This window comes from Streptomyces sp. NPDC088817, assembly GCF_044750345.1.
Classification (GTDB): domain Bacteria; phylum Actinomycetota; class Actinomycetes; order Streptomycetales; family Streptomycetaceae; genus Streptomyces.
On record NZ_JBIVJN010000017.1, the window covers coordinates 107,308 to 130,845 of the forward strand.

A 23,538-nucleotide genomic window follows, 5' to 3' on the forward strand; every position below is an offset into this window, starting at 1 on the left:
CGAAACATGTCTTTCGAATCAGGCGACGCCGCTCCGCGTGAGCACCGCAAGCTCACCGACCCGAAGGCCATGCGGGCCATCGCGCACCCCACCCGCCTTGCCCTGCTCGAAGCTCTGGGTCGACGCGAGCCCCTGACCGCGACCGAAGCCGCCGAGATGGTGGGAGAGTCCCCGACGAACTGCGCCTTCCATCTGCGCACGTTGGCGAAGTACGGCTTCGTCGAGGAAGCGGGGGGCGGCACGGGGCGCAGCCGTCCGTGGCGGCGTGCCCACATCGGCTTCACGCTCGACGAGTCCGACCCGGCGGGGGCGACCGCCGCGGCAGCGCTCAGCGCCGTGCTGTGGGACTCCTGGCTGGAACGGATCCGGAGGATCGGCACGATGCGCTATGCGTTCCCCGAGCACTGGAACAAGATCACCAGTGCCGCCGAGTCGGTCTTCTACCTGACCCCCGAGGAAGCCGAGACCTTCAAGGAGGAGCTGACCGCCATGCTCTTCCGCTATCGCGAACGCCTCGAGGATCCGTCGCTGCGGCCCGAGGGCGCTGTTGCCATGGAGCTGATCCAGTTCACTTTCCCCGCCGACGCGTTGCACACCTCGGAGGACTGACCGTGCGTGCCCTCCTTGCTCGCCGCGACATCCGCCTGCTCGTCCTCGCCAGGCTGATCGACATGGCCGGGAGCAATGCCCTGTGGATCGCCCTCGGTATCCGGGTCAAGGAACTCACCGGCAGCAACTCCGCCGCCGGGCTGGTCTTCTTCGCCTTCATCCTCGGCACTCTGGGCGCGCCCCTGGGCGGCGCCCTGGTCGACCGAGTACGTCGTCGGCCGCTGCTGATCGTCCTGAACCTGGCCTCCACGGTGCTGGTCCTGCCGCTGCTGCTGGTGCACGACCGCCATGGCGTCTGGATCTGTTATGTCGTCATGGCTCTGTACGGGCTGGCCAGCGGCGCCACCAGCTCGGCCATGACCGCGCTCACCCAGTCATTGATCTCACCGGAGCACTTGGGCGATGCGAACGGTCTCCTGCAGACCCTGCTGCAGGGCCTGCGCCTGATCGCGCCTCTCCTGGGGGCGGGCGCACTGTCCGCGTTCGGCCTGGGTCCGCTGGTGGTGGGCGACGCGGCGACCTTCGCTCTCGCGGCGCTGCTCATCGCGCTGATCCGACAGCGGGAGGATCGGCCGCAGTCGGCGCAACAGGAGGAGGCCGGCGCCAATATCGCCGCCGGTTTCCGTTACATCGCACGGACCGCCGACTTGCGTCAGTTGACCGTCGCCGTGGTGCTCGCCGTCGTTGCCTTCGGTTTCTCCGAGTCGGTGCTCTTCGCCGTCGTCGACGCGGGTCTGCACCGCCCGCCGACCTTCCTCGGTGTCCTCAGCTCCTTGGAGGGTGCCGGTGCCATAGCGGCCGGGGTGGGCGCCGCGGTGCTCATGCGGCGTGCGGGCGAAGGGCGCACTGTGATGCTCGGCCTGGCCTGCGCCGCCGCGGGCTTCTCCCTGAGCGCCGCCCCGTCTCTGCTCGCGGTCGCACCGGGCACGCTGCTGATCGGCGCGAGCCTGCCTCTGATCATTGCGGGCGTCATGACCCTCTTCCAACGGCGCACGCCCGCCTCCCTGATGGGGCGCACCGATGCCGCGTTGAGCGTCCTGATCGGAGTACCGCAGACCACGGCCATCGCCGCTGGTGCCGCTTTGATCGCGCTGGTGGACTATCGCGTCATGCTCGCCACGATGGCGGTCCTGATGGCCGCCTCAGCGCTCTACCTGGCCACCCGCACCACCCGCCTGCCGACCGAGGCAGGGGTCACCACGCAGGTGCGCGCCGGCGGTCGGACGACGGAGCCACAGAACCACCACGGTGACAGCGCCGTCGGTGACGGTGCGGCTGACCGGTGAGAGAAGCCTCCGTCATGAGCAACCGCCGGCGCGGCCGAAGCGCAGACGCTTCCGTGCCGTCGGCCACGTGTGTGGGCTCGGTCGCTTGCCCTGACCCGGCGCCGTGGTTGCGGTTGAGGGTGTCGGGGGTGGGCGACGGACGGAAGCGTCGTGTGGTGGGGTTGCTACCAGCCGGCCTTGACTCCGTTGTAGGCCTTGCGGCAGTCGGCGTTGGTGGCTTCCACCGAGAGCTTCTGCATGGCGTTCTGCCAGACCTTCTTGGCCGTCGTCTCCAACTCCCGGGTCTGGGCGGGGATGTTCGGGGCGTACTTCTTGATCGTCCCGATGGCGGAGGTGGCGAACTTGTTGCACGCGGGTCCGGCGGCGTTGCGGTAGCGGGTGTCCAGGTCCGTGGCCACGGCCTGGCCGTTGCTGGTGGCCCAGTTGTTCCAGGCCGCGCACGCCTCCTGGGTGATGGCCTTCTGGTCGGCGTCACTCAGGTTCATGACCTCGACCAGCATGGCGTTCTGGACCTTGTCCGGGACCGTGAAGTCCGTGACGGGGAACTTGTCCAGGGTGGTGAGCAGCGCCTCCTGGCACGCGGGCGGCAGCGGGGCCGCCTGTGCGGAGGCGGGGAAGGCCAGGGTGGAGGCGGACAGGAGGGCCGCGGTGAGGACCGTGCGCTGGACGGTACGCGACAGGGTCATGGGGGTGTGCTCCTTGCGTGGGGAATGTAATGGTTCGAGGGCGTTTCAATGCCCGTTTACAGAACGATCATTGGCCGCCGGGGTCACGGCGGTCCGTTCCGGTGGGAGCGCGTCGCGGGTACGGCGGCGGAAGACCATGAACCCGGCGAGTGCCGCCCCGGTCAGCCAGAGGAGCTGGATCGCGAGGCCCTGCGCCACCGGCGCGGTGGAGAACGCCGCGGACATGCTGGCCTGCACGGCCCCGTACGACGGCAGGAAGCGCACAACGGCGCTGTCCGAGCCGGAGCTTGAGAGGGGGTTCTGCAGGGCGACGTCGATGATGCTGATCATCAGGATGGCGAACATGCCCTCCACCTCGCGGCGCAGCACGGAGCCGAAGACCACTCCGAGCGCGCCGTAGGTCAGGGCGGCGCAGAACAGCGCGGCGGCGAGCATGAGGGGCTGCCGCGGCGACCAGGCGAAGCCGGCGGCGGCCGTGGCGTACGCGGCGACGGCGGCGCAGACCAGGGTGAGCGCGGAGAGCTTGGCGAGGACCAGGTGGTGGCGCGGGTAGCCCGCCATGGCCAGACGCCGGTCGAAGGCACCGCCCGTGAAGGTGGCGGCGAACATCATGAACCCGGCGATCAGGGTGACCGCGTTCAACGCGCCCGTGATCTGGGTGAGATGGTTGCCCGGCGGGGTCAGCACCTCGCCCGTGGCGCGCAGCCGGAACGGCGCCGGCCGGTCGGGAATGGTCACGTAGGCCAGGGCGATCCACACGGGGATGTAGAGCACCACCAGCAGCATCGCGAACCGGTTGCGGGCGTGCCCGATGAGCGCGTACCGGGAGGCCGTGGTGAACAGGGCCCAGTGCCGCCTCATGCCGCCGCCTCCGCGCACCGGTCCTGGCGGTGCAGGCGCCCGTCCTGCAGGCGCCACAACTGGTCCAGCCGGTCGATGTCGTACGCCAGGTGGGAGACGACCAGCACGGAGCGTCCGGCGTCGCGCAGCCCGGTCGCCAACTCCCAGAAGCGCAGATACGTCTCCCAGTCGAAGCCCTGGTAGGGCTCGTCCAGCAGCAGCACCTCGGGGTCGTGCATGAGCGCGAGGGTCAGGTTCAGCTTCTGCCGTGAGCCCCCGCTGAGCAGGCCCGCACGCTGGTCGAGGTACTCGGCGAAGTCCAGGGTCTCCATCACTTCCCCGGCCCGCCGCAGGTCCGCGAGTCCGAAGGCGTGCCGGAAGAAGTCGAGGTGCTGACGAACGGTGAAGGAGTCGTCCAGGACCACGGACTGCGGGCAGTAGCCGAACCTGCCGCGGTGGCGCACCGAGCCCCGGTCCGGCCTGAGTTCACCGGAGAGGATCTTCAGCAGCGTCGTCTTGCCCGCGCCGTTCTCCCCGACGATCCCGGCGAGCACTCCGGGCCGCAGCCGGAGGTCGACGCCCCGTAGAACCGAGTGGTGCCGGTAGGAGTGGTGCACATCTGTGACGTCCATCGCGCTGCTCCGTCGTGCCAGGTCTTCCGGTGGTCCGCGGTACCGGTCCGCGGGCTTCCGGCTCGTTCCGAAGCGGCGGCGGAACCGGGCCGCCCGTGCCCAACGAGCCGCCACGGCAAGGGAAACGGCGTGGTCACGGCTCCGCTCCGCGGCGTCAATCCGGCGCCCGCCGCGTCACGCGTGCGGCGGTTCCGCCGGCGGAAAGCGGGTTCGGGGCCACCGGAGCGGCTAGCGTCGCCCGGACCGGGGTGCCGGCAGGTCCGCCCGCCCGGGTTCCGCCCCGGTCCAGAAAGGTCGGTCAGTCATGCGGAGAACGTGTGTGATCGGCGCCGGCCCGTCGGGCCTGGCCGCGTGCAAGGTCTTCGCCTCGCGGGGCGTTCCGTTCGACTGCTTCGAGGCCGGGTCGGGCATCGGCGGACTGTGGCGGTACGGCAACGACAACGGCATGTCGGGGGTGTACGCGTCGCTGCACGCGAACATCTCGAAGGAGAGCATGTCGTTCTCCTCCCTGGCCATGCCGGAGAGCTACCCGGTCTTTCCGCACCACAGCAAGGTCCTGGCCTATCTGGAGGCCTACGCCACGTCGTTCGGCCTGCACCGCCACATCGTGTGCGGCACGAAGGTCACTTCGGTGCGGCCGCTGGACGACGACGGCTGGGAAGTGGTGTGCCGGCACCGCGGCGACACGGGCGAGGAGACACGGCGCTACAGCGAGGTGGTGGTGGCCAACGGCCATCACTGGGACCCGCGCCTCCCGGCCCCCGCCCTGCCCGGTGCCGAGGAGTTCCAGGGGACCGCGATCCACTCGCACGACTACCGCACCCCCGCCCCGTACGCCGGTCTGCGGGTGCTGGTCATCGGCATGGGCAACTCCGCGTGCGAGATCGCGGCGGAGATCTCGCGCACGGCGGCGCGGACCTTCCTCTCCGCGCGCGACGCGGCGCACGTGTTCCCCAAGATGCTGCTCGGCCGTCCGGCGGACCACCTGGTGTGGAGCCCGCTGTCCGGTCTCCCGCGGTTCCTCAAGGACCCGGGGTTGCGGCTCCTCCTGCGGCTGACCCGCGGCGCCCCGGCCCAGTACGGGCTTCCCGCACCGGACCGCCGGCCGCTCGCCCGCCACCCCTCCACCTCCGACGAACTCCTCGTCCAACTGGCCCGGGGCGCGGTCACGCCGAAGCCCGGTGTCCGCTCCTTCGGCCGGGACACGGCGGCCTTCACGGACGGCAGCCGTGAACCGGTGGACGCGGTGGTGTACGCGACGGGCTACACCATCTCGTTCCCCTTCCTGGAGCCCTCCCTGTTCGCCGCCCCGGACGGCCGCACCGAGCTCTATCTGCGCACCGCCGCGCCCCGTATCCCAGGGCTCTACTTCATGGGGCTCGCACAGCCCTCCGGCGCGGCCTTCCCGCTGCTCGAACCGCAGGCGGAATGGATCGCCGAACTGATCGAGGGCGCGGTCGCGCTGCCGTCACCGGCGGACATGACCCGGGCGATCGCGCGCGAATGGCGCCGCCATCGCACGACGTACGTGTCCACCTACCGCCACGGGATCGAGATCGACTTCCGCTCCTACCGAAGGGCCCTGCGCCGGGAGCGCCGAGCGGGCAGGCGTCGCGCACGGGGCGCCGCGCCGAGCCTGCCCGGCGTCAGCAGCACCACCCGGGCGGCCGACGCCGTCTGACACTCCGAATCCCGAAGTGACCCCCTGAGGAGCAGAGTCGGCACCGGGAGCCGCAGCCGAACCTTGGACGCGGCCCCGGTGCCGGTTCGTTCACTCGGGCGCCGCGGCCCCTTCCAGCTCACCCACGGCCTGCTCCCACAGTTCCGGGAGCAACTCCCCGTACGGCAGGGCGCCGTCGGACACGAAGGACACCTCTGCCGAGCTGCCGAAGAACGACAGGCCCACCCCGAAGAGGTGTCCGGGCACCAGCAGGGGGAGCAGAGCGACGCCCGTCACCTGGGTGGTCCCCAGGCTGCCCTTGTCGGCGACCGGCATGGACGTGGCCATGACCTGGGTGACGCCCGGGGAGAGCATCCTGCGCAGGTACCACTCGGTCGGGCGGTCGCGCATGTGACGGACGAGGTCCTGAATCCCCTGCCGCCATGCCTCGCCCCGCAGTTTCCGGGTCGTCGCCATGACGTACTCCAGCCGCCACAGGGACGAGCCGCCGTCCTGGGACAGGGTGCCGCGTTCCGGGGCGGTCCGCACGGGCAGCTCCAGCGGCAGGGCGAAACAGCGGTTGCCCCACATCTGTTCCTCCTCCGGGCGGCGCGCGTCGACCGGCAGCAGCACCGTCACCCGGGGAAGCCGCACACCGGACTTGGCGGACCAGGCCGACAACGCCCCGGCGAGCGCCGCCAGATGGGCGTCGTGCGCCGACCCACCGCGTGCCGCGCCGATCCGGCGGAGGGCGTCCGCCGACACCCGGCCCCGCCACAGGCGCCGCTCCCCGGTGGGGACGAAGGGGATGGCAGGACGGCGGCCGGGGACGGTGAGCGACCCGGCCAAGAACTTCGCCGCCAACCCGACGGCCGTGCCCACCCGCCGGGGCAGACCGGCCGGGCGGCCCCTCCCCGGCACCGGGCGCGCCGAGGCCTCCCCCTCGCCCAGCATGGCCCGGAACGTCATCGCGGCGGCCGAGCCGTCCTGGCAGGCGTGGCGGAAGCGGTAGCACAGGGCGTACTCGTCGGGCGCGTGGCCGTGGACCAGCCAGAGCCCCCAGTAAGTGCCGGGCGCGAACGACGCGTTGAGCGCGGTGTGCAGGGCGGTGTCCCAGCCCTCGGGGCCTTCGGCGACCACCTCGTGGACATGGCGTTCGATGCTGAAGTCCGCGTCAGGCAGCCACCGGGGGCGCCGTGAACCGCCGCCCTCGGTCCGGCTCGTGAGCAGGGGAAGCCGGCCCAGGCGGAAGCCCACGTACGCGCGGAGGTCCGCCAGGCTCGGGGGCGGGCCACTCAGATAGGCGACGCCGCCCGCGTCCCAGCGGGTGTCGGGGTGGCGGCGTTCCATGCTGAGGAACACGCGGTCGATCGTGTGGGTGGGGAGACCGGGCGACGGATCGGACGGAGCTGACGGGACGGACGCGGGCATCGGGGAACTTCCATTCGTGCCGGGGGACGGGCAGGCGGGGCGAGGCCGGGCGGTCGGCCATCCCGACCGACCGCGGGACGCGTCACCTCGGCCTGGATCAACACGGTTTATATCCATACGTGGTGGGCGGCTGTACGTGGCCGCGAGCGTCCGGGACCGCAGGCTCCCCCGCCTCACGCCGGGCCGGCCGCGCCGCACCGCCCGCAGACGGCGAGGTGGAAGCGCCCGGGGCGGCCCGCCGTCATCTCTGCGCCACCGCCGACGAGATCATCCGAAAGGAGGACAGGCCTTCCAGCCGCCCGCTCGGTACCGGCCGCCTCGCCGCGTCCGTACCACCGGGCCTGCCGCCATCGCGTCCGGCGTTTCGAAGGAATGTCCTGGATACGCACGGACCATGGCGTAGGTCATCCGTTCAGGTGAGCCGGTGGGATCGGACGCTCCGTCGCCGTCGGTCGTCTGACACTGTGTGTCTTGCCCCACGATCATCAGGCCACGCCCGCCGGTGCCCATGCGCGCCGTGGGCGGTCGACTGCGTCCCGCCTCCCGGCCGCCGCAGCTGCCCGGCCTTCACCGCCCTGGCGCGCGCTCGTGGTCCTGTCCCCTTCGGAGCCCTTGGAGCCAAGGTCATGCACGTCGCCCTCACCGGGGCCACCGGATTCCTCGGACTGCGTCTCCTGCGCCGTCTGCTCGGCACTCACCGGTCGGTGACGGTCCTGGCCCGCGCGGGGTCGGGCGACGCGGTGCACCGCATCAGCCGGTTCTTCGAACTGACCGGCGCGCCCGAGCCGTTCGTCGCCGGGCTCCCCGGCCGACTGCGGGTGGTGGAGACCGAGTTGGAGCGGCCAGGGCTGGGGCTGTCCGGGCCCGCGTTCCAGGAGCTGGCCGACGGGCTCGGTGCGATCTGGCACAGCGCGGGCAGCATCAACCTGGAGGGTGACCTTCCCGAGCTGCGCCGGACCAATGTCGAAGGGACCCGGCACGTACTGGAGTTGGCCGCCGCCGGACGCCACAGTCCCGTGGTCCACCACGTGAGTACGGCCTTCGTGGCGGGGCGCCGGTGCGAGGGGGTGGCGTACGAGGACGAGCTGGACGACGCGTACGGCTTCGAGAACGCCTACGAGCGCTCCAAGTACGAGGCGGAGACGCTGATCCACGCGTGGTCGCGGCAGCACCGCCGTCCTGTCGTGGTGCTGCGGCCCAGCATCCTGGTGACGGATCTGCCGCCGCATCCGGAACTGCCCTCGCATCCGCTTCAGGTCATCGAGCGGATCCTGCGCGACGCGCGACGCACCGCCGGTTTCGGGAGCCCCGCAAGCGACGATGCCGGGCCCGACGGCCCGCACGGCGCCGGCCTCCGGGACGGCCGTCCCCGCCTCCGGTTGGTGGGGCATCCGCACGGCCGGCTGAACCTGACACAGGTGGAACACGCGGCCGAGGTCATGGTGCGGCTGGCGGGCCGGACACCCTCGGGCGGAGTCGACACGTACCACGTCGTCCATGACCGCGACGTGCCGGTATCGACGATCGTGACGCTGCTGGAGCGGCTGGTCGGGTTGTCCATCGACCTGGTCGCCACCAAGGCGGACGATCTGTCGGCGCTGGAGGCGCTGGTGGACTTCTACCCGGGTCTCGCGGCCTACCTGGCCCACCGGCGGCGCTTCGACGACACCAGGGTCCGGGCCCTGTTCGGTCCGTCGGCGGCCTCCCGCCCGGTGGACCTCGACTACCTGCTGCGCGGGCTGGTCCCGAGGGACCCGGTCCCCGCCGGGCCGTCGCCCACGCCCAAGGCCGCCTTCCCGTCCGCCCGGTACGCCTGACCCGCGCACCTCGCCCTCCTCTTCCGCTGGAGCCCCTCAGTGCCCGTCCTCTCCCCTCCTGACGCCCCCGCCGCGTCCCCTCCGGCCTTCTCCCTGGAGGAGATCGCCGCCCGTGCCCGAAGGATCCGGGAACCCGTCCACGTCGTCAGCGGGCCGAGCGGCCGCGAGCTGGGGCTCGCGACCGGCCCCGTACCCGACGGCCCGGTGCTCGGCACGCTGCCGCCGCTGTACCCCGAGTGGCTCGGCGGGCGCACCTTCTGCGAGGCGCACGGCGTCCGTTTCCCCTATGTGGCGGGCGAGATGGCGAACGGCATCGCGAGCACGCGGATGGTGTCCGCGATGGCCCGGGCGGAGATGCTCGGCTTCTTCGGCGCCGGCGGTCTGGCATACGCCGAGGTGGAGCGGTCCGTGCACGTGCTGGCGCGGGAACTGCGGTCCCGTCCGAACTGGGGCGTGAACCTCATCCACTCACCGGCCGAGCCCGCACTGGAGTTCCGCGTCGCCGAGCTGCTGCTGCGCTGCGGTGTGCCCCGGATCTCGGCGTCGGCGTTCATGGAGCTGACTCCGGCCGTGGTGCTGTGCTCGGCCCGTGGTCTGCGCCGGGGCGCCGACGGCGGGATCGTCCGGGGTACGCGGATGCTCGCCAAGGTCTCCCGGCCCGAGGTGGCCGAGCGGTTCCTCTCCCCCGCCCCGGCCGCGCTCCTCGACCCGCTCGTCGCCCGGGGGAAGCTGACCCCGCAGGAGGCCGCCCTGGCGGCCCTGGTGCCGGTGGCCGAGGACATCACCGTGGAGGCCGACAGCGGAGGTCACACCGACAACCGGCCGTTGTCCGCCCTGCTGCCGAGGATCGTCCTGCTGCGCGACGCGCTCTGCCGGCGGTTCGGCTACCCCCGGCCGGTCAGGATCGGCGCGGCCGGCGGACTGGGCACGCCGGCCGCGGTGGCCGCCGCCTTCGCCCTCGGCGCGACCTACGTGGTCGTCGGATCGGTGAACCAGACCGCCGTCGAGGCGGGCCTGTCCGACGAGGCCAAGGCGATGCTCTGCGAGGCGGACGTCGCCGACGTGGCGATGGCACCGGCGGCGGACATGTTCGAACTGGGAGTCACGCTGCAAGTACTGTCCCGGGGAACGATGTTCGCCCAGCGGGCCGCCAGGCTCCACGCCGCGTACCGGGCGCACGGCTCGCTGGAGGAGATCCCGCCCGCGGTGCGCGTCGCGATCGAACGGGACGTGCTGCGTGCCTCGTTCGACGAGGTCTGGCAGCGCACGCGCACGTTCTGGGAACGGCGCGACCCCTCGGAGATCACGCGTGCCGAGACCGACCCCAAGCACCGTATGGCGCTGGTCTTCCGCTGGTACCTGGGCAGTTCCAGCCGGTGGGCGATCAGCGGCGAGTCGGCGCGGCGTGCCGACTACCAGATCTGGTGCGGTCCGGCGATGGGCGCGTTCAACCGCTGGGTCGAGGGCACGTTCCTGGCCGAACCGGCGAACCGGTCCGTGGTCCAGATCGCGCTCAACCTGCTCGAAGGGGCCGCGGTGCTCACCCGCGCCCATCAACTGCGCACCTATGGAGTCCCGTTGCCGTCCGAGGCGTTCGCCTACACCCCGTGCGGGCTGGCATGAGCGGCCACCGTGCCCCGAAGGCGTCAGCAGCAGCCGTCCAGCCCCGAGGAGACGCCGTGTCCGCTTCCGCCTCCGGGCAGGTGCCCGTCGCCGTGGTCGGTGTCGGCGCCCTGGTGCCGGGAGCGACGGACGCGGCCGGTTACTGGCGGATCGTGACCGGCGGCGAGGACCTGATCACCGAAGTGCCCGCCTCCCGCTGGCTGGTCGCGGACCACTACGACCCCGACCCGGCCGCCCCCGACAAGACGTACGCCCGCCGCGGCGCCTTTCTGCCGGAGGTCGACTTCGACCCGCTGGCGTACGGTGTGCCGCCGGCCACTCTCCCGGCGACGGACACCTCCCAACTGCTCGCCCTGATGGTCGCCGACCAGGTGCTGACCGACGCCGGCGGTCTGTCGCACATGGACCGGGACCGGATCGGCGTCGTCCTCGGAGCTGCCGCCCTGGAACTGCTCGCGCACATGTACGGGCGCACCCAACGCCCGCTGTGGCTGGAGGGGTTGCGGGAGAGCGGTCTCGCCGAGGCCGAGGCGCGGGCCGTGTGCGACCGCATCTCGGCGCACTTCAGTCCGTGGCAGGAGTCGACCTTCCCGGGCCTGCTCGGCAATGTCGTCGCGGGACGGATCGCCAACCGGTTCGACCTGCACGGCATCAACCACACCACCGACGCCGCCTGCGCCAGCTCCCTGGCGGCCCTGTCCACGGCGGTCGGTGAACTGGCGCTCGGACGGGCCGACCTGGTGATCAGCGGAGGCGTGGACACCGGCAACGACATCGGCATGTTCCTGTGCTTCTCCAAGACGCCCGCGCTCTCCCGCACCGGTGACTGCCGTCCGTTCTCGGACGCGGCGGACGGCACCATGCTGGGCGAGGCGGTCGTGATGTACGCACTGAAGCGGCTGTCCGACGCGGAGCGGGACGGCGACCGGATCCACGCGGTGATCCGCGGCATCGGCACCTCGTCCGACGGCCGGAGTACGGCGATCTACGCACCGCTTCCCGACGGTCAGGCACGGGCTCTGCGGCGCGCGTACGAGCAGGCGGGCTACGGTCCGCGGACCGTGGAGCTGGTCGAGGCCCACGGGACCGGCACCAAGGCCGGGGACACCGCCGAACTGATCGCACTGCGCGAGGTGTTCGGGGCGTCGGCGCGGGAGGAAGGGCCGCTTTCGGAGGGGCAGCACACGGAGTGGCCGCGTACGGACGAGCCGCCTGCAGACGGGCCGCGTACGGAGGCGCCACGTGCGGACGGACAGTGGTGCGCGATCGGGTCGGTCAAGTCGCAGATCGGGCACACGAAGTGCGCGGCGGGCGCGGCGGGGCTGCTCAAGGCGGTCATGGCCCTGCACCACAAGGTGCTGCCGCCGACCATCAAGGTCGCCCGGCCGCTCGCGGCGGCCGCCGACCCGGACGGCCCGTTCTACGTCAACACCGAGACCCGGCCGTGGGTGCGGCCCGCCGGTCATCCGCGCCGGGCGTCGGTGTCGAGCTTCGGCTTCGGGGGCAGCAACTTCCACGTCACGCTGGAGGAGTACGTGCCCTCGGGCACTCCGGCCCGGGTGCCGCCGCGCCATCGCGCCGCCTCGAACGAACTCGTCCTGTTCAGCGGCGCATCACTGTCCGACCTGGCGCCACCGGAGACGGACGGCGACCGTCCGCTGGCCGCGCTCGCCCGGGAAAGCCATCGCGCGTTCTCGCCCACCGACCCGGTGCGGCTGGCCTTCGTCGCCACGGACACCGAGGACCTGCGGGAGAAGTACGCGCAGGCGCTCACGCTGATCCGGCAACGGCCCGGCACGGCGCTCTCGACGCCGAACGGCATCCGGTACGCCGTCGGGGACCCCGAGCCCGGCCGGCTCGCCTTCCTGTTCCCCGGACAGGGGTCCCAGTACGTCGGGATGGGCGCCGGCCTCGCCATGTTCTCGCCGGCCGCCCAGGCCGTGTGGGACCGGTTGGGCGGTACCGGTTTCGGCGAACGGCCCCTGCACCGGGTGGTGTTCCCGCCGCCCGCCTTCACCGACGAGGAACGCGCGTCTCAGGCTGCGCTTCTGGCCGCCACCGAGTGGGCGCAGCCCGCGCTCGCGGTGCACGCGCTCGCGCTGCTGGACGTACTGCGGGAGCTGGGACTGCGACCGGACTGCGTGGCGGGCCACAGTTTCGGTGAGCTGGTGGCGCTGCACTGCGCGGATGCCCTGGACGCCGACGCCCTGGTCGGCCTGGCGCGCAGGCGCGGCGAGTTGATGCGGGACGCGGCCGCTGTACCGGGCGCGATGCTGGCCGTGGCGGCGGACCGCGAGCACGTGATGTCGGTGCTGGCCGTCGGCGGGTTCGGCGACATCTGGCCGGCCAACCACAACTCCCCGCGCCAGGTGGTGCTTTCGGGGACGACGGAGGCCGTCGCGCGCGCCGAGAAGGCGTTCGCGGCCGAGGGCGTCGGCACACGCCGGCTGGCCACGTCGACCGCCTTCCACAGCCCGCTGGTCGCCCCGGCCGGTGAGCCGCTCGCCGCGTTCCTGCGTACGGTCCCGCTCACGGAGCCACGGATCGAGGTGTACGGCAACGCGGACGCGGCACCGTACCCCTCGTCGCCCGACGAGGTGCGCCGCCGGATCGCCGGCCACCTGGCCTCACCGGTGCTCTTCCAGGACCAGATCGAGGCGATGTACGCGGCGGGGGTGCGTACCTTCGTCGAGGTCGGCGCCGGCACCGCGCTGACCGGCCTGGTCGGACAGATCCTCGGTGACCGCGAGCACGCGGCCGTCCCTCTGGACCGGCCGGACCGGTCCGGGGTCTCCACCCTGCACACCGCGCTCGGCGAACTCGCCGTGCGCGGCGTCCCTCTCGACTTCGATCCCCTCTGGGCGCCGTACGCCTCGCCCGGGACCCCAGCCAAGGAGCGCACGCCCCGGATGACCGTGAAGATCAGCGGAGCCAACTACGGTCAGCTGTACCCGCCCCGTGCCGACGGGGGCGAGCCATCGCCGTCCGCGTCCGCACCCGCGCCCCTGCCCGCGCCCGCGCCCGCGCTGGAGCGTGGGTCGGAGCACCACGCGTATCGGGCACCCGCCCCTGCCCCCTCCCCCGCGTCCGACATCCCGGTGGTTCCCATGCCCGCGTACGAAGCCGAGCCGCCGCACGACCGCGTATCCGCGTACGACGCCGTGCCCGCCGACGATGCCCTGTCCATGTACGGTGCCGAGCCCGGAGCCGCCCCCGGAGCCGAGTGGTACGCCGCGGTGGAGAGCGTCCAGCGGCACACGGCCGAGGCCCACGCGGCCTGTCAACGCATGCTGACCGACAGTCATGTGGCCTTTCTGCGGATGACCGAGACCACCCTGGCGGCGATGCTCGGGGTCCAGGGCACCGGCGGTGTGCTCGACGCCCCGGCTCCCCCGGCACCGCTGCCGCTCCCCCGTCCTTCAGCGCCTCGGCAGGCACCCGCACCCATGACTCCGGCCCCCGCCCCGGCAGCAGTCGGCGTTCCCGGCGTCGCGCCGTCGCCCGCACAGGTCGCAGTCGAGGACCGGGCGCCGGCCGCCATCCCGGTGGATTCCCCGGCCCCGGCCCCGGCCACCGATGGCGCGCCCCTGTCGGCGCCCGCACTGGAGGAGCTCCTGCTCTCGGTGGTGGCCCGCCTCACCGGCTATCCGGCCGAGATGCTCAACGTGGACATGGAGTTGGAGGCTGATCTGGGAGTCGACTCGATCAAGCGCGTCGAGATCCTGTCGGCCGTACGCCGCAGCGTCGGAGACATGGCGACGGGAGACGTCGGAGAACTCGGCAAGCTCCGTACGCTGCGCGAGATCGTCGAGGCGCTCACGGATGCCGGGCGGCAGGTCGGGACCCCGGCCCCGGATGCCCCGGCCGCCGCGCCCGCGATGCCTGCCGCCCCGAAGATGCCCAGCGCCCCGGAGGTAGCCGGCGTCCCAGAGCTGCCCGGCACCCCGGCAATCCCGGCCATGCGCACCGAGTCCGGCCAAGAGACGGCGCTGACGAGGCTGGTGCCCCGTGCCGTGGAGTCACCCGCGTCCGGTCTGGCGACCGCCGGGCTCCTGGACGGACCGCTCGTGGTGACGGGCGAGGGCCCCGAAGGCTCCGCGCTCACCGGCCTCGTAGCACGGAAGCTGGCGGAGCACGGCGTGGATGCCATCGCCACGGCGGAGGTGTCCGAGGACGCGCGCGGTGTCGTCCACCTCGGTGGGCTGATCGGAAGCGGCGCGCCGGACGAGGCGCGGGAAGTCAACCGGTCCGTGTTCCGCGCCGCGCGCACGATCGCGGCGCAAGTGGCCGAGCGGGGCGGGTTGTTCGTGACCGTGCAGGACACCGGAGGCGACTTCGGGCTCGGCGGCCACTCGCCCGACCACGCGTGGCTGGGCGGGGCCGCCGGGCTGACCAGGACCGCGGCGAAGGAGTGGCCGGGCGCCTCGGTCAAGGCCGTCGACTGCGAACGCGGTGGCCGGAGCGACGAGGAGGTCGCCGAGGCGATCGTCAGGGAGTTGCTGGAAGGCGGCCCCGACCTGGAGGTGGGCCTCCGAGCGGACGGCACCCGCACCACCCTGCGGGCGATGCCCGCGCCGGTCCTGCCCGACGGTACCCGGCGGATCACGCCGGAGTCGGTGATCGTGGCCACCGGAGGTGCCCGCGGGGTGACCGCCGCCGCGCTGCTGGACCTGGCCAGGACCCACCGTCCACGGATCGCGCTGCTCGGCAGGACGGCACCGGCTCCCGAGCCCGAAGGGCTGGCATCGGCCGCCGACGAACCGGCTCTCACCCGGCTCCTCGCCGAGCGTTCCGCCGGGGACGCCGCGGACTCCTCGCCGACCCGCATCGCGGCGCGGGCCCGGGAGATCCTGGCCGCGCGTGAGGTGCGGGCGACGCTCGCGGCGCTGGAGGCGGCGGGGTCTCCCGTCCGGTACGTCCAGGTGGACGTCCGCGACGAGGACGCCGTGGCCGCCGCACTGCACGACGTGCGTGACGTGTGGGGGCCGGTCACCGGCATCGTGCACGGCGCGGGAGTCCTGGCCGACAAGCTGATCGCCGACAAGACCGACGAGCAGGTCGAGTCGGTGATGTCCACCAAGGTGGACGGTCTGCGCGCGCTGCTGGCCGCGACGGCGGACGATCCGCTCGACGTCATCTGCCTGTTCTCCTCGGTGGCGGCCGTGTTCGGCAACGCGGGGCAGAGCGACTACGCCATGGCCAACGAGATCCTAGCTCAGGTCGCGTCCGCCGAACAGGCCCGCCGCCCCGGCTGCCTGGTGCGGTGCGTCGCCTGGGGTCCGTGGCGCGGCGGTATGGTCACGCCGGCTCTGGCCGGGCACTTCGGCCGGTCCGGGGTTCCGCTGATCCCTCTGGAGCAGGGGGCGGCCGCCTTCACGGCCGAGCTGGACGGTGCGGCCGGTGAGGCCCGGGTCGTCCTGGTGGCCGGGGACGATCCGGAGGCCCTGTCGCCGGCCGGCGATCCGCGCCCGGCTGAACTGCTGGTCCGGGCGGACAGCTTGCCGCAGTTGGCCGACCACGCGATCGCAGGGGTTCCCGTGCTGCCCGTGGCGATGGTCCTGAACTGGTTCGCCGGGGCGGCCACCGCATGGCTGCCGGAGGCGGCCGGCCTCCTCGTCCTGCGCGATCTGCGGGTGTACCAGAAGTGCGCCCTGCCCGACCTGGCCGGCACCGGTCACCGGCTCACCCTGCACGGCAGCCGCGGCCCGGCCGGTTCGCCGTCGGGGTTGGAGGCGGAGCTGCGGGGCGACAGCGGGGTGACGCACGTCCGGGCCGTACTGGACACCGGAGCCGAGGAGCCGGATCCGGCCGCGTGGAGCAGCCCGGACGGCCTCAAGCCGCTGGATTGTGCCGAGTTGTACGACGGGGAGAACCTCTTCCACGGCCCCCGCTTCCGCTCCGTCTGCTCGGTACACGGCGTTTCGGAGCACGGGGCCGAGGCGGTCGTCGCGGGCGTGCCCGCTCTGGAGTGGCCGGGTGAACACTGGCCGCTCGACCCGGCCGCCGTGGACGGCGCGCTCCAACTCGCCCTGGTCTGGGCGCAGGAGGCACTCGGTGCGGCGACGCTGCCGATGGCCGTCGCGGAGTGCAGGGTGCACCGGCGCGGCCCCGTGGAGGGCACCGTGCGGTGTGTGCTGCGGGGCCGGAAGGTCCACAGCACGGGAGCGCGCTGCGACGCGGCGCTCGTCGACGCCGACGGAACCGTCCGTCTGGAACTGCTGGGCGTGGAACTCGTCCGCCGGCCCTCCTGAGCCGCGCGCACCTCCGACCCCGCCCCCGCGTACCAGCCCCGCCCGCCCGCCGTGAAGTGAGACCCGCATGCAATTCGAACCGATCGCCGTCGTCGGCCGGGGCTGTGTGCTGCCCGACGCGCTCGATCCGGACACGTTCTGGGACAACGTCGCCGCGGGCCGTGCGAGCCTGTCGGCCGTCCCGGAGCGCCGGTGGCGGCTGCCCCGCCGCTGGGCCATGGGCCCGGTGGACGACCATCTCGACCGCACCTGGACCGATGTCGGCGGGTTCGTGACGGGGTTCGAGTCCGTCTTCGACCCGAGCGGCTTCCGGATCGCCCCGAAGCGGATCCTGTCCCTGGACCCGCTCTTCCACTGGGTCCTGTACGGCGTCCGGCAGGCGCTCACGGAGGCGGGCCGCGAAGGTCCGCTGCCGCGCGCGGGTCTGGTGCTGGGGAACCTGTCCTATCCCACGCCCTCGGGGGCGGCCTTCGCCGAGCACGTCTGGCTGTCGGCCCAGCAACCCCGGCTCCGTGACGTCCTGTTGACGGGAGAGCGCCGGGAGCGGCCCGACGCCCGGAACCGCTTCTCGTCCGGGCTGCCCGCCCTGCTCGCCGCCCGGGCTCTCGGGCTCGGCGCGGGCGCGTGGTCCCTCGACGCCGCGTGCGCGTCGTCGCTGTACGCGGTCAAGCTGGCGTGCGACCGGCTGCACGACGGCACGGCGGACCTGATGGTGGCCGGTGCGGTCAGCCGGGCGGACCCCCTCTATCTGCACGTGGGTTTCTGCGGGCTGTCGGCGACGAGCCGTACGGGGCGCAGCCGCCCCTTCCACCGGGACGCGGACGGTCTCGTGCACGGCGAGGGCGCCGGGTTCGTCGCGCTGATGCGGCTGTCCGAGGCCCGCGCCGCCCGTCTGCCCGTGCTCGGGGTGATCCGCGGTGTCGGCCTGTCCAACGACGGGCGGGGTGCCGGGCTGATCAGTCCGTCGGAGGAGGGCCAGGTCCGGGCCATGCGCCTGGCGTACGAGGCGGCGGGTGTCGCGCCCGGGACCGTGTCGCTCGTCGAGTGCCACGCGACGGGGACGCCGGTCGGGGACGCGGTGGAGGCGCGCGCCATGGCCCGCGTCTTCGGGGCCGGTGACGACGTGCCCATCGGTTCGGTGAAGTCGAACGTCGGGCATCTGCTGGCCTCGGCGGGCGCGGCCGGGCTGCTGAAGGTGCTCGGCGCGCTGCGCGCCGGTGTGCGTCCGGCGACGCTTGGGGCGGAAAGGCCGCTGGAGGCGCTGGCGGGCACGCCGTTGCGGGTGCTGGCGGCGCCGGAACCGTGGTCGGGGCCGCGCCGGGCGGCGGTGAGCGCGTTCGGGTTCGGCGGGACCAACGCCCATCTGGTGGTGGACCTTCCGGACGACGACCCGGTGCCCGCCGTATCACGACCGCTCCACCCGGCGACTCCCGTAGCCGTGTCGGGGCCGGTCGGCCCGCGGGCCGGCGCCGTGCCCGCCCCGGCCCGGCCGCGGGAGTCGCCGGGCGGCCGTACGCCGGTGGCGATCGTCGCCCTCGGCGCCCGCGTCGGCGACGGGACCTGCACCGAGGACTTCCGTGGCGCGGTGCTGGGCGGTGCGCGGCGCGGTGCCGCCACGGAGGTCGCCCTGGAGCTGAGGGACCTGTGCTTCCCGCCCCTGGCCCTTCAGCGGACGGTGCGCCATCAGCTCCTGGTGCTGGAGGCGGCACGGGAGGCCGTGCGGTCGGTGTCCCTGCCGCGGGAGCGGACGATGGTGGTTGTCGGCATGGGGGTGGACCCCGAGGTGGCCCGGGCGGGCGCCCGCTGGCGGGTTCCCCACTGGCTGGAGCAGGCCGGGCTTCCCGCCACGGAGGCGTCGGCGGGGCCCGCACGGGACGCGTTCGTGCCGCCCATGACCGCGGAGGCGGTGGTGGGCAGCATGCCGAACCTCGTCGCGAACCGGATCAGCACCCAACTGGACCTGGCGGGACCGGGGTTCGCGGTCTCGGCGGAGGAGGCGTCCGGACTGGTGGCGCTGGAGGTCGCGGCCAGGGCCGTACGGTCGGGGGAGGTCGACGCCGCGCTCGTCGGTGCCACCGACCTGTCCTGCGAGGCGGTGCACCAGGCGGCCCAGCGTGAGTTGGGACTCGGGAACGAACCGGGTGACGCCGCCATCGTGCTGGTCCTCAAGTCCCTGGACACCGCGCGCGCGGACGGCGACACCGTCGTCGCCCTCCTCGACGAGGACACCGCCGACGTGCCCGACATGGTCATCGGGGACGGCCCCGACGCGGTGTTCGACCCGGCGTCGGCCTTCGGGCGCGCTCACGCCGCGTGCGGGCTGGTCTCCGTCGCGGTCGCGGCGCTCTCGCTCCAGCACCGTGCGGTGCCGCGTCCGGGCGGTCCCGCGGACACCGCGACCGTCGCGCACACGGCGCAGGCCGTGGTGACACCGATGGAGGGTCCCACCGCGAGTGTCCGGCTGCGCGCGGGAGACGCCCGGCCGTGGCTGCGAGGCCCGGCTCCGCGTCTGCACGTCTTTTCCGGAGCCGGCCGCCGGGAGGTGCTGGCCGCGCTGGAGGCCGGTGCGGAGTCCGGTGCCGGACCGGCCCGGCTGGCGCTCGTGGCCGACGACGACGCGTTGCCGGGCCGTGTGGAGGCCGCCCGTCGTTGGCTGGCCGGGGACGGGACCCGCCCGGCCGATGTGGCGTACCGGGACGCGCCGGTCACGGGGCAGACCGCGTTCGTGTACACCAACGGCTCGGCCTCGTACCCCGATATGGGCCACGAGCTGATGCTCGCGCTGCCGTCGCTCGGCGAGGCCGTCCGGGCCCGGCACGGGGCGATCGGCGCACGACCGCGCTCCCGGACGGAGCGCGGGGTGTTCGACCAGATCTGGGCCGCCGCCGAACTCGCCGCCGTCCACACGGTGTTCAGCCGGGAGGTGCTGGGGCTGCGGCCGGACGCCGCCGTCGGGTACTCCTCGGGCGAGTCGGCCGCCCTGGTGGCGCTGGGGGCCTGGCCGGACTCGGCGAGGCTCTACGAAGCCACCCGTGACAGTGGTCTGTTCACGACCGAACTCACCGGTGAACTCAGGGCGGTCCGGCGGCACTGGGACCGTCGGGGCGTCCAGGGTTCCCGCTGGTCCAGCCATCTGGTCACGGCGCCCCTGGAGGTGGTCCGTGCCGAACTCGCCGCCGAGGTCGCGGTTCATCTGATGGCGGTGAACGCGCCCGGAGTCTGCGTCATCGGCGGCGAGTCGCGCGCGTGCGCGGCCGTCGTGGCGAGGATCGGCGCAGACCGGGCGATCGAGCTCGACTACGACCTGGCCGCCCACGCACCGGAGTTGGCGGAGATCCGCGAGGTGTGGCGCCGGGCGCATCTCCAGCCCACCGTCGACGTGCCCGGTGTGCGGTTCTACAGCGGGGCCACCGGACGGTCGTACCGGCCGACGGCCGAGCGGGCCGCCGAGGCCCTCACCGCGCAGGGGCTGAACACCATCGACTTCGCGGCCACCGTCGAGCAGGCGTGGGCCGACGGTGTCCGGGTCTTCGTGGAGCACGGGCCGCGCAAGCTGTGCACCGGCTGGATCAAGCGGGTGCTCGGCGACCGGGAGCATGTGGCCGTCGCGCTGGACGCCCCGGGCGACACCGGGCTGCGGCAGCCCTGCCTCGCGGTGGCCGAACTCGTCGCCGCGGGGGTGGCGGTGCGCGCCGACGAGTTGTTCGCCCGGCTGGCGGAGGCCGCCGCCGAGATCCCGCGTCCCGGGCCCGCGGTCACCGTGCCCGTACCCGCGCCTCCGGTGCTGCCGCCGGTGGAGCCGGTGACCCTGCCCCGGGCCCCCGAGCTGGCGCCGGTGCCGGACCGGGAGCCCGGCCGGTCCGAGGCACCGGCCTCCGTCCCCGTGCCCCGCCCCGCTGCCCCGGAGCGGCGTCCGGCGCCGAGCGCACGGCCGACGCCGGCCGCCGACGAGGCGACCGCGCACCCGGACGGACGGGAGCCGCGGGTGACGGGCGCCCGTGCCGCGGTCCTCCGGCAGACCCGCCGGGTCGCCGCGCTGCACCAGGAGATCCTCGCCGGGCACACCGAGGCCCATCAGCGGTTCCTGCGGATGTCCGCGCTCGCCGTCACCGCGCTTCGGAGTGGCGGCGTGCCCGTTCCCCTGCGGCCACCGGACCTCCCGGCCCCGCGTCCGGCCCCCGTACGGCCCGCTCCCCCACCGGAGAGGGCACCCTTGAGGCCGGGGCCGAAGTTCGACCGTGCCCAACTGGAGCATCTCGCCTCGCGGGAGATCTCCGCGCTGTTCGGCCCCCGGTTCGCCGAGCAGGACGCGTACGCGGTGCAGACCCGAATGCCCCAGCCGCCCATGCTGCTCGCGGACCGGGTCACCGGCATCGACGCCGTGCCGGCGGCGCTCGTCGCGCCCGGACCGGTGCGCACCGACGGGACGATCTGGTCGGAGACCGACGTCCGGCCCGGCGGCTGGTACCTGGACTCCACCGGACGTATGCCCGCCGGGCTGATGATCGAGGCGGGCCAGGCGGATCTGCTCCTGCTGAGCTGGCTGGGCATCGACCTCCTCAACCGGGGCGAGCGCGCCTACCGGCTGCTCGGCTGCGAGGTGACGTACCACGGCGGCCCGCCGGAGGCGGGCGACACCCTGCGCTACGAGATCCACGTCGACGGCCACGCGGAGCACGACGGTGTCCGGCTGTCCTTCTTCCACTACGACTGCTACGTGGACGGCGAACTCCGGCTCAGCGTCCGCGAGGGCCAGGCCGGGTTCTTCACCCCCGGGGAGCTCGCGGGCAGCGGCGGTGTGCGGTGGGATCCCGCCGAGCGGCCGCCCGGCGACGACCTGCCGCTCGACCCGCCCGCCGTACGCTGCGGGCGCGCCCGCTTCGGCGCGGACCGGGTGCGGGCCCTGGCCCAGGGGCGGCCCGCGGACTGCTTCGGCCCCGGCTGGGAGGCGACGGCGGCGCACGTGCGCTCACCGGGGCTCGACGACGGCAGGCTGCGGCTGCTGCACGAAGTGACGGAGTTCGACCCGGCCGGAGGTCCGTGGGGCCGCGGCTATCTGCGAGCCGAGACCCCGCTGTCGCCGGACGACTGGTTCTTCGCGGGGCACTTCAAGAACGACCCCTGCATGCCGGGCACCCTGATGCTCCAGGGCGGCCTCCAGGCGATGGCGTTCTACCTGACCGCCCTCGGCTTCACCGTGGACCGGGACGGCTGGCGTTTCGAGCCCGTCGACGGACTGCCCTTCAAGGCGATGTGCCGAGGTCAGGCCACTCCGGCCGGGCGGCGGGTCGTCTACGAGGTGTTCGTGCGCGGTGTCTCGGCCGGTCCGGTGCCGACGCTGTACGCGGACGTGCTGGGCTGGGTCGACGGGACGAAGGCGTTCCTGGGTCAGGAGGTGGCACTGCGGCTGGTGCCCGACTGGCCGCTGTCGCACTGGCGGCACTCGGGCCCGCCCGCCGTGCAGAGCAGCGGTGCGCCGGTGCCGCTCCCGCTGCTCGGTGGCCTTGCCGGGCACCGTGAGGAGAAGCCGGTGGCGACGGCGGCCGACGGACTCCCCTTCGGCTACGCCTCGTTGCTGGCGTGTGCCTGGGGCAGACCGACCGAGGCGTTCGGTACCGCGTACGAGCCGTTCGACGGCACCCGCAGGGTCGCGCGGCTGCCCGGTCCGCCGTACCACTTCATGAGCCGGATCGTCTCGGTGGACGGTCCGCAGGGCGGTATGCGGGAGGGCAGCGGTGTCGTCGCGGAGTACGACGTGCCCGCGCAGGCCTGGTACTTCGAGCAGAGCGGCGGCCGTACGATGCCGCTGGCCGTCCTGATGGAGATCGCGCTGCAACCCTGCGGATGGCTGGCCTCGTACGTGGGCAGCGCGCTGACCACCGACGCGGATCTGCTGTTCCGCAACCTGGACGGAGCGGGGACGGTCACCAGTGAGGTCACTCCGGCGACGGGCACGGTCCGCACCCATGCCGAACTGACGCGTGTCTCGCAGAGCGGGGACATGATCATCGAGTCGTTCCGGGTGAGGTGCACGGCCGACGGTGTGCCGCTGTTCGAACTGTCCACGACGTTCGGCTACTTCCCGCCCTCCGCCTTCGAGCACCAGCAGGGCCTCACGGTGTCGGCCGAGGACCGGGCCCGTCTCGACGAGCCCTGCGACCGAGTCGTCGACCTGACCGCACGGCCCGCCCGTTACTGCGCCGGGGAACCGCGGCTGCCGGGCCCGATGCTGCTGATGCTCGACCGGATCACCGGCTCCTGGCCGGACGGGGGCAGCCGGGGGCTCGGACGGCTGCGGTCGGAGAAAGATGTGGTCCCGGACGAGTGGTTCTTCCGGGCGCACTTCTTCCAGGACCCGGTGCAGCCGGGGTCGTTGGGCGTCGAGGCCATGTGCCAGCTCCTCCAGTACCACCTGCTCGAACGCGGCGCGGCGGACGGCGTCCCGCACCCACGGTTCGAACCGGTGCTACCCGGCCGCGAGACGACCTGGACCTACCGCGGCCAGATCACCCCGGCCAACCGGCTGATCCGGGTGGACATGGACATCGTGGAAAGCGGCACGGACGCGCGGGGGCCCTATGTGACGGCGGACGCGACGCTGTGGGGCGACGACACCTGCATCTACCGGGTGCGGGGGCTGGGCATGCGCGTGGTGTCCGACGCGGCTCCCGGGCCCGTACCCGCCCCGTGAGGTGAGTGCGGA

At 73.3% G+C, this 23,538-nt stretch carries 11 protein-coding genes; 7 read left to right on the forward strand and 4 right to left on the reverse strand.

The features are described from left to right. Positions 1–6 precede the first annotated feature (6 nt). Both ACIP4X_RS27965 and ACIP4X_RS27970 read left to right on the forward strand, forming a co-directional pair. The gene (locus tag ACIP4X_RS27965; protein WP_391457616.1) at positions 7–609 is read left to right on the forward strand and encodes a helix-turn-helix domain-containing protein; all 603 of its coding nucleotides are present in this window, start codon (positions 7–9) and stop codon (positions 607–609) included. A gap of 2 nt (positions 610–611) precedes the next feature. Beyond that, positions 612–1,895 (forward strand): MFS transporter, encoded by a 1,284-nt coding sequence (locus tag ACIP4X_RS27970; RefSeq protein ID WP_401351153.1) that lies wholly within the window; start codon positions 612–614, stop codon positions 1,893–1,895. A 164-nt stretch (positions 1,896–2,059) separates the two neighbouring features. On the opposite strand, the gene ACIP4X_RS27975 is transcribed toward ACIP4X_RS27970, so the two are convergent. From ACIP4X_RS27975 to ACIP4X_RS27985, 3 genes are read right to left on the reverse strand one after another with little or no spacing between them, the layout of a single operon-like run. After that, positions 2,060–2,581 carry a hypothetical protein gene (locus tag ACIP4X_RS27975; RefSeq protein WP_358730249.1) on the reverse strand — a complete coding sequence of 174 codons (522 nt, stop codon included), beginning with the start codon at positions 2,579–2,581 and terminating at the stop codon, positions 2,060–2,062. A 45-nt stretch (positions 2,582–2,626) separates the two neighbouring features. Next, entirely contained in the window at positions 2,627–3,442 is an 816-nt protein-coding gene (locus ACIP4X_RS27980; protein ID WP_401351155.1) for an ABC transporter permease, read from the reverse strand. Then, the gene (locus ACIP4X_RS27985) at positions 3,439–4,053 is read right to left on the reverse strand and encodes an ABC transporter ATP-binding protein (RefSeq protein ID WP_358730247.1); all 615 of its coding nucleotides are present in this window, start codon (positions 4,051–4,053) and stop codon (positions 3,439–3,441) included. The genes ACIP4X_RS27980 and ACIP4X_RS27985 overlap by 4 nt, the downstream gene beginning before the upstream one ends. A 304-nt stretch (positions 4,054–4,357) precedes the next feature. Between ACIP4X_RS27985 and ACIP4X_RS27990 the strand changes: the two genes are divergently transcribed. Next, positions 4,358–5,734 (forward strand): NAD(P)-binding domain-containing protein, encoded by a 1,377-nt coding sequence (locus ACIP4X_RS27990; RefSeq protein ID WP_358730246.1) that lies wholly within the window; start codon positions 4,358–4,360, stop codon positions 5,732–5,734. Positions 5,735–5,824: 90 nt separating this feature from the next. On the opposite strand, the gene ACIP4X_RS27995 is transcribed toward ACIP4X_RS27990, so the two are convergent. Continuing rightward, on the reverse strand, positions 5,825–7,075 hold the full coding sequence (locus ACIP4X_RS27995) for a hypothetical protein (protein ID WP_358730245.1): 1,251 nt from the start codon (positions 7,073–7,075) through the stop codon (positions 5,825–5,827). A gap of 695 nt (positions 7,076–7,770) precedes the next feature. Between ACIP4X_RS27995 and ACIP4X_RS28000 the strand changes: the two genes are divergently transcribed. From ACIP4X_RS28000 to ACIP4X_RS28015, 4 genes are all read left to right on the forward strand, one after another. Then, positions 7,771–8,961: an SDR family oxidoreductase gene (locus tag ACIP4X_RS28000; protein WP_401351158.1), complete on the forward strand. Its 1,191-nt coding sequence runs from the start codon at positions 7,771–7,773 to the stop codon at positions 8,959–8,961. A 39-nt stretch (positions 8,962–9,000) separates the two neighbouring features. Beyond that, positions 9,001–10,584, forward strand: coding sequence for a PfaD family polyunsaturated fatty acid/polyketide biosynthesis protein (locus tag ACIP4X_RS28005; protein ID WP_401351159.1), 1,584 nt, complete (start codon positions 9,001–9,003; stop codon positions 10,582–10,584). A gap of 56 nt (positions 10,585–10,640) precedes the next feature. Continuing rightward, positions 10,641–16,835, forward strand: coding sequence for an SDR family NAD(P)-dependent oxidoreductase (locus ACIP4X_RS28010; protein ID WP_401351161.1), 6,195 nt, complete (start codon positions 10,641–10,643; stop codon positions 16,833–16,835). Positions 16,836–16,902: 67 nt separating this feature from the next. Next, on the forward strand, positions 16,903–23,526 hold the full coding sequence (locus ACIP4X_RS28015; RefSeq protein ID WP_401351163.1) for a beta-ketoacyl synthase N-terminal-like domain-containing protein: 6,624 nt from the start codon (positions 16,903–16,905) through the stop codon (positions 23,524–23,526). Positions 23,527–23,538 lie beyond the last annotated feature (12 nt).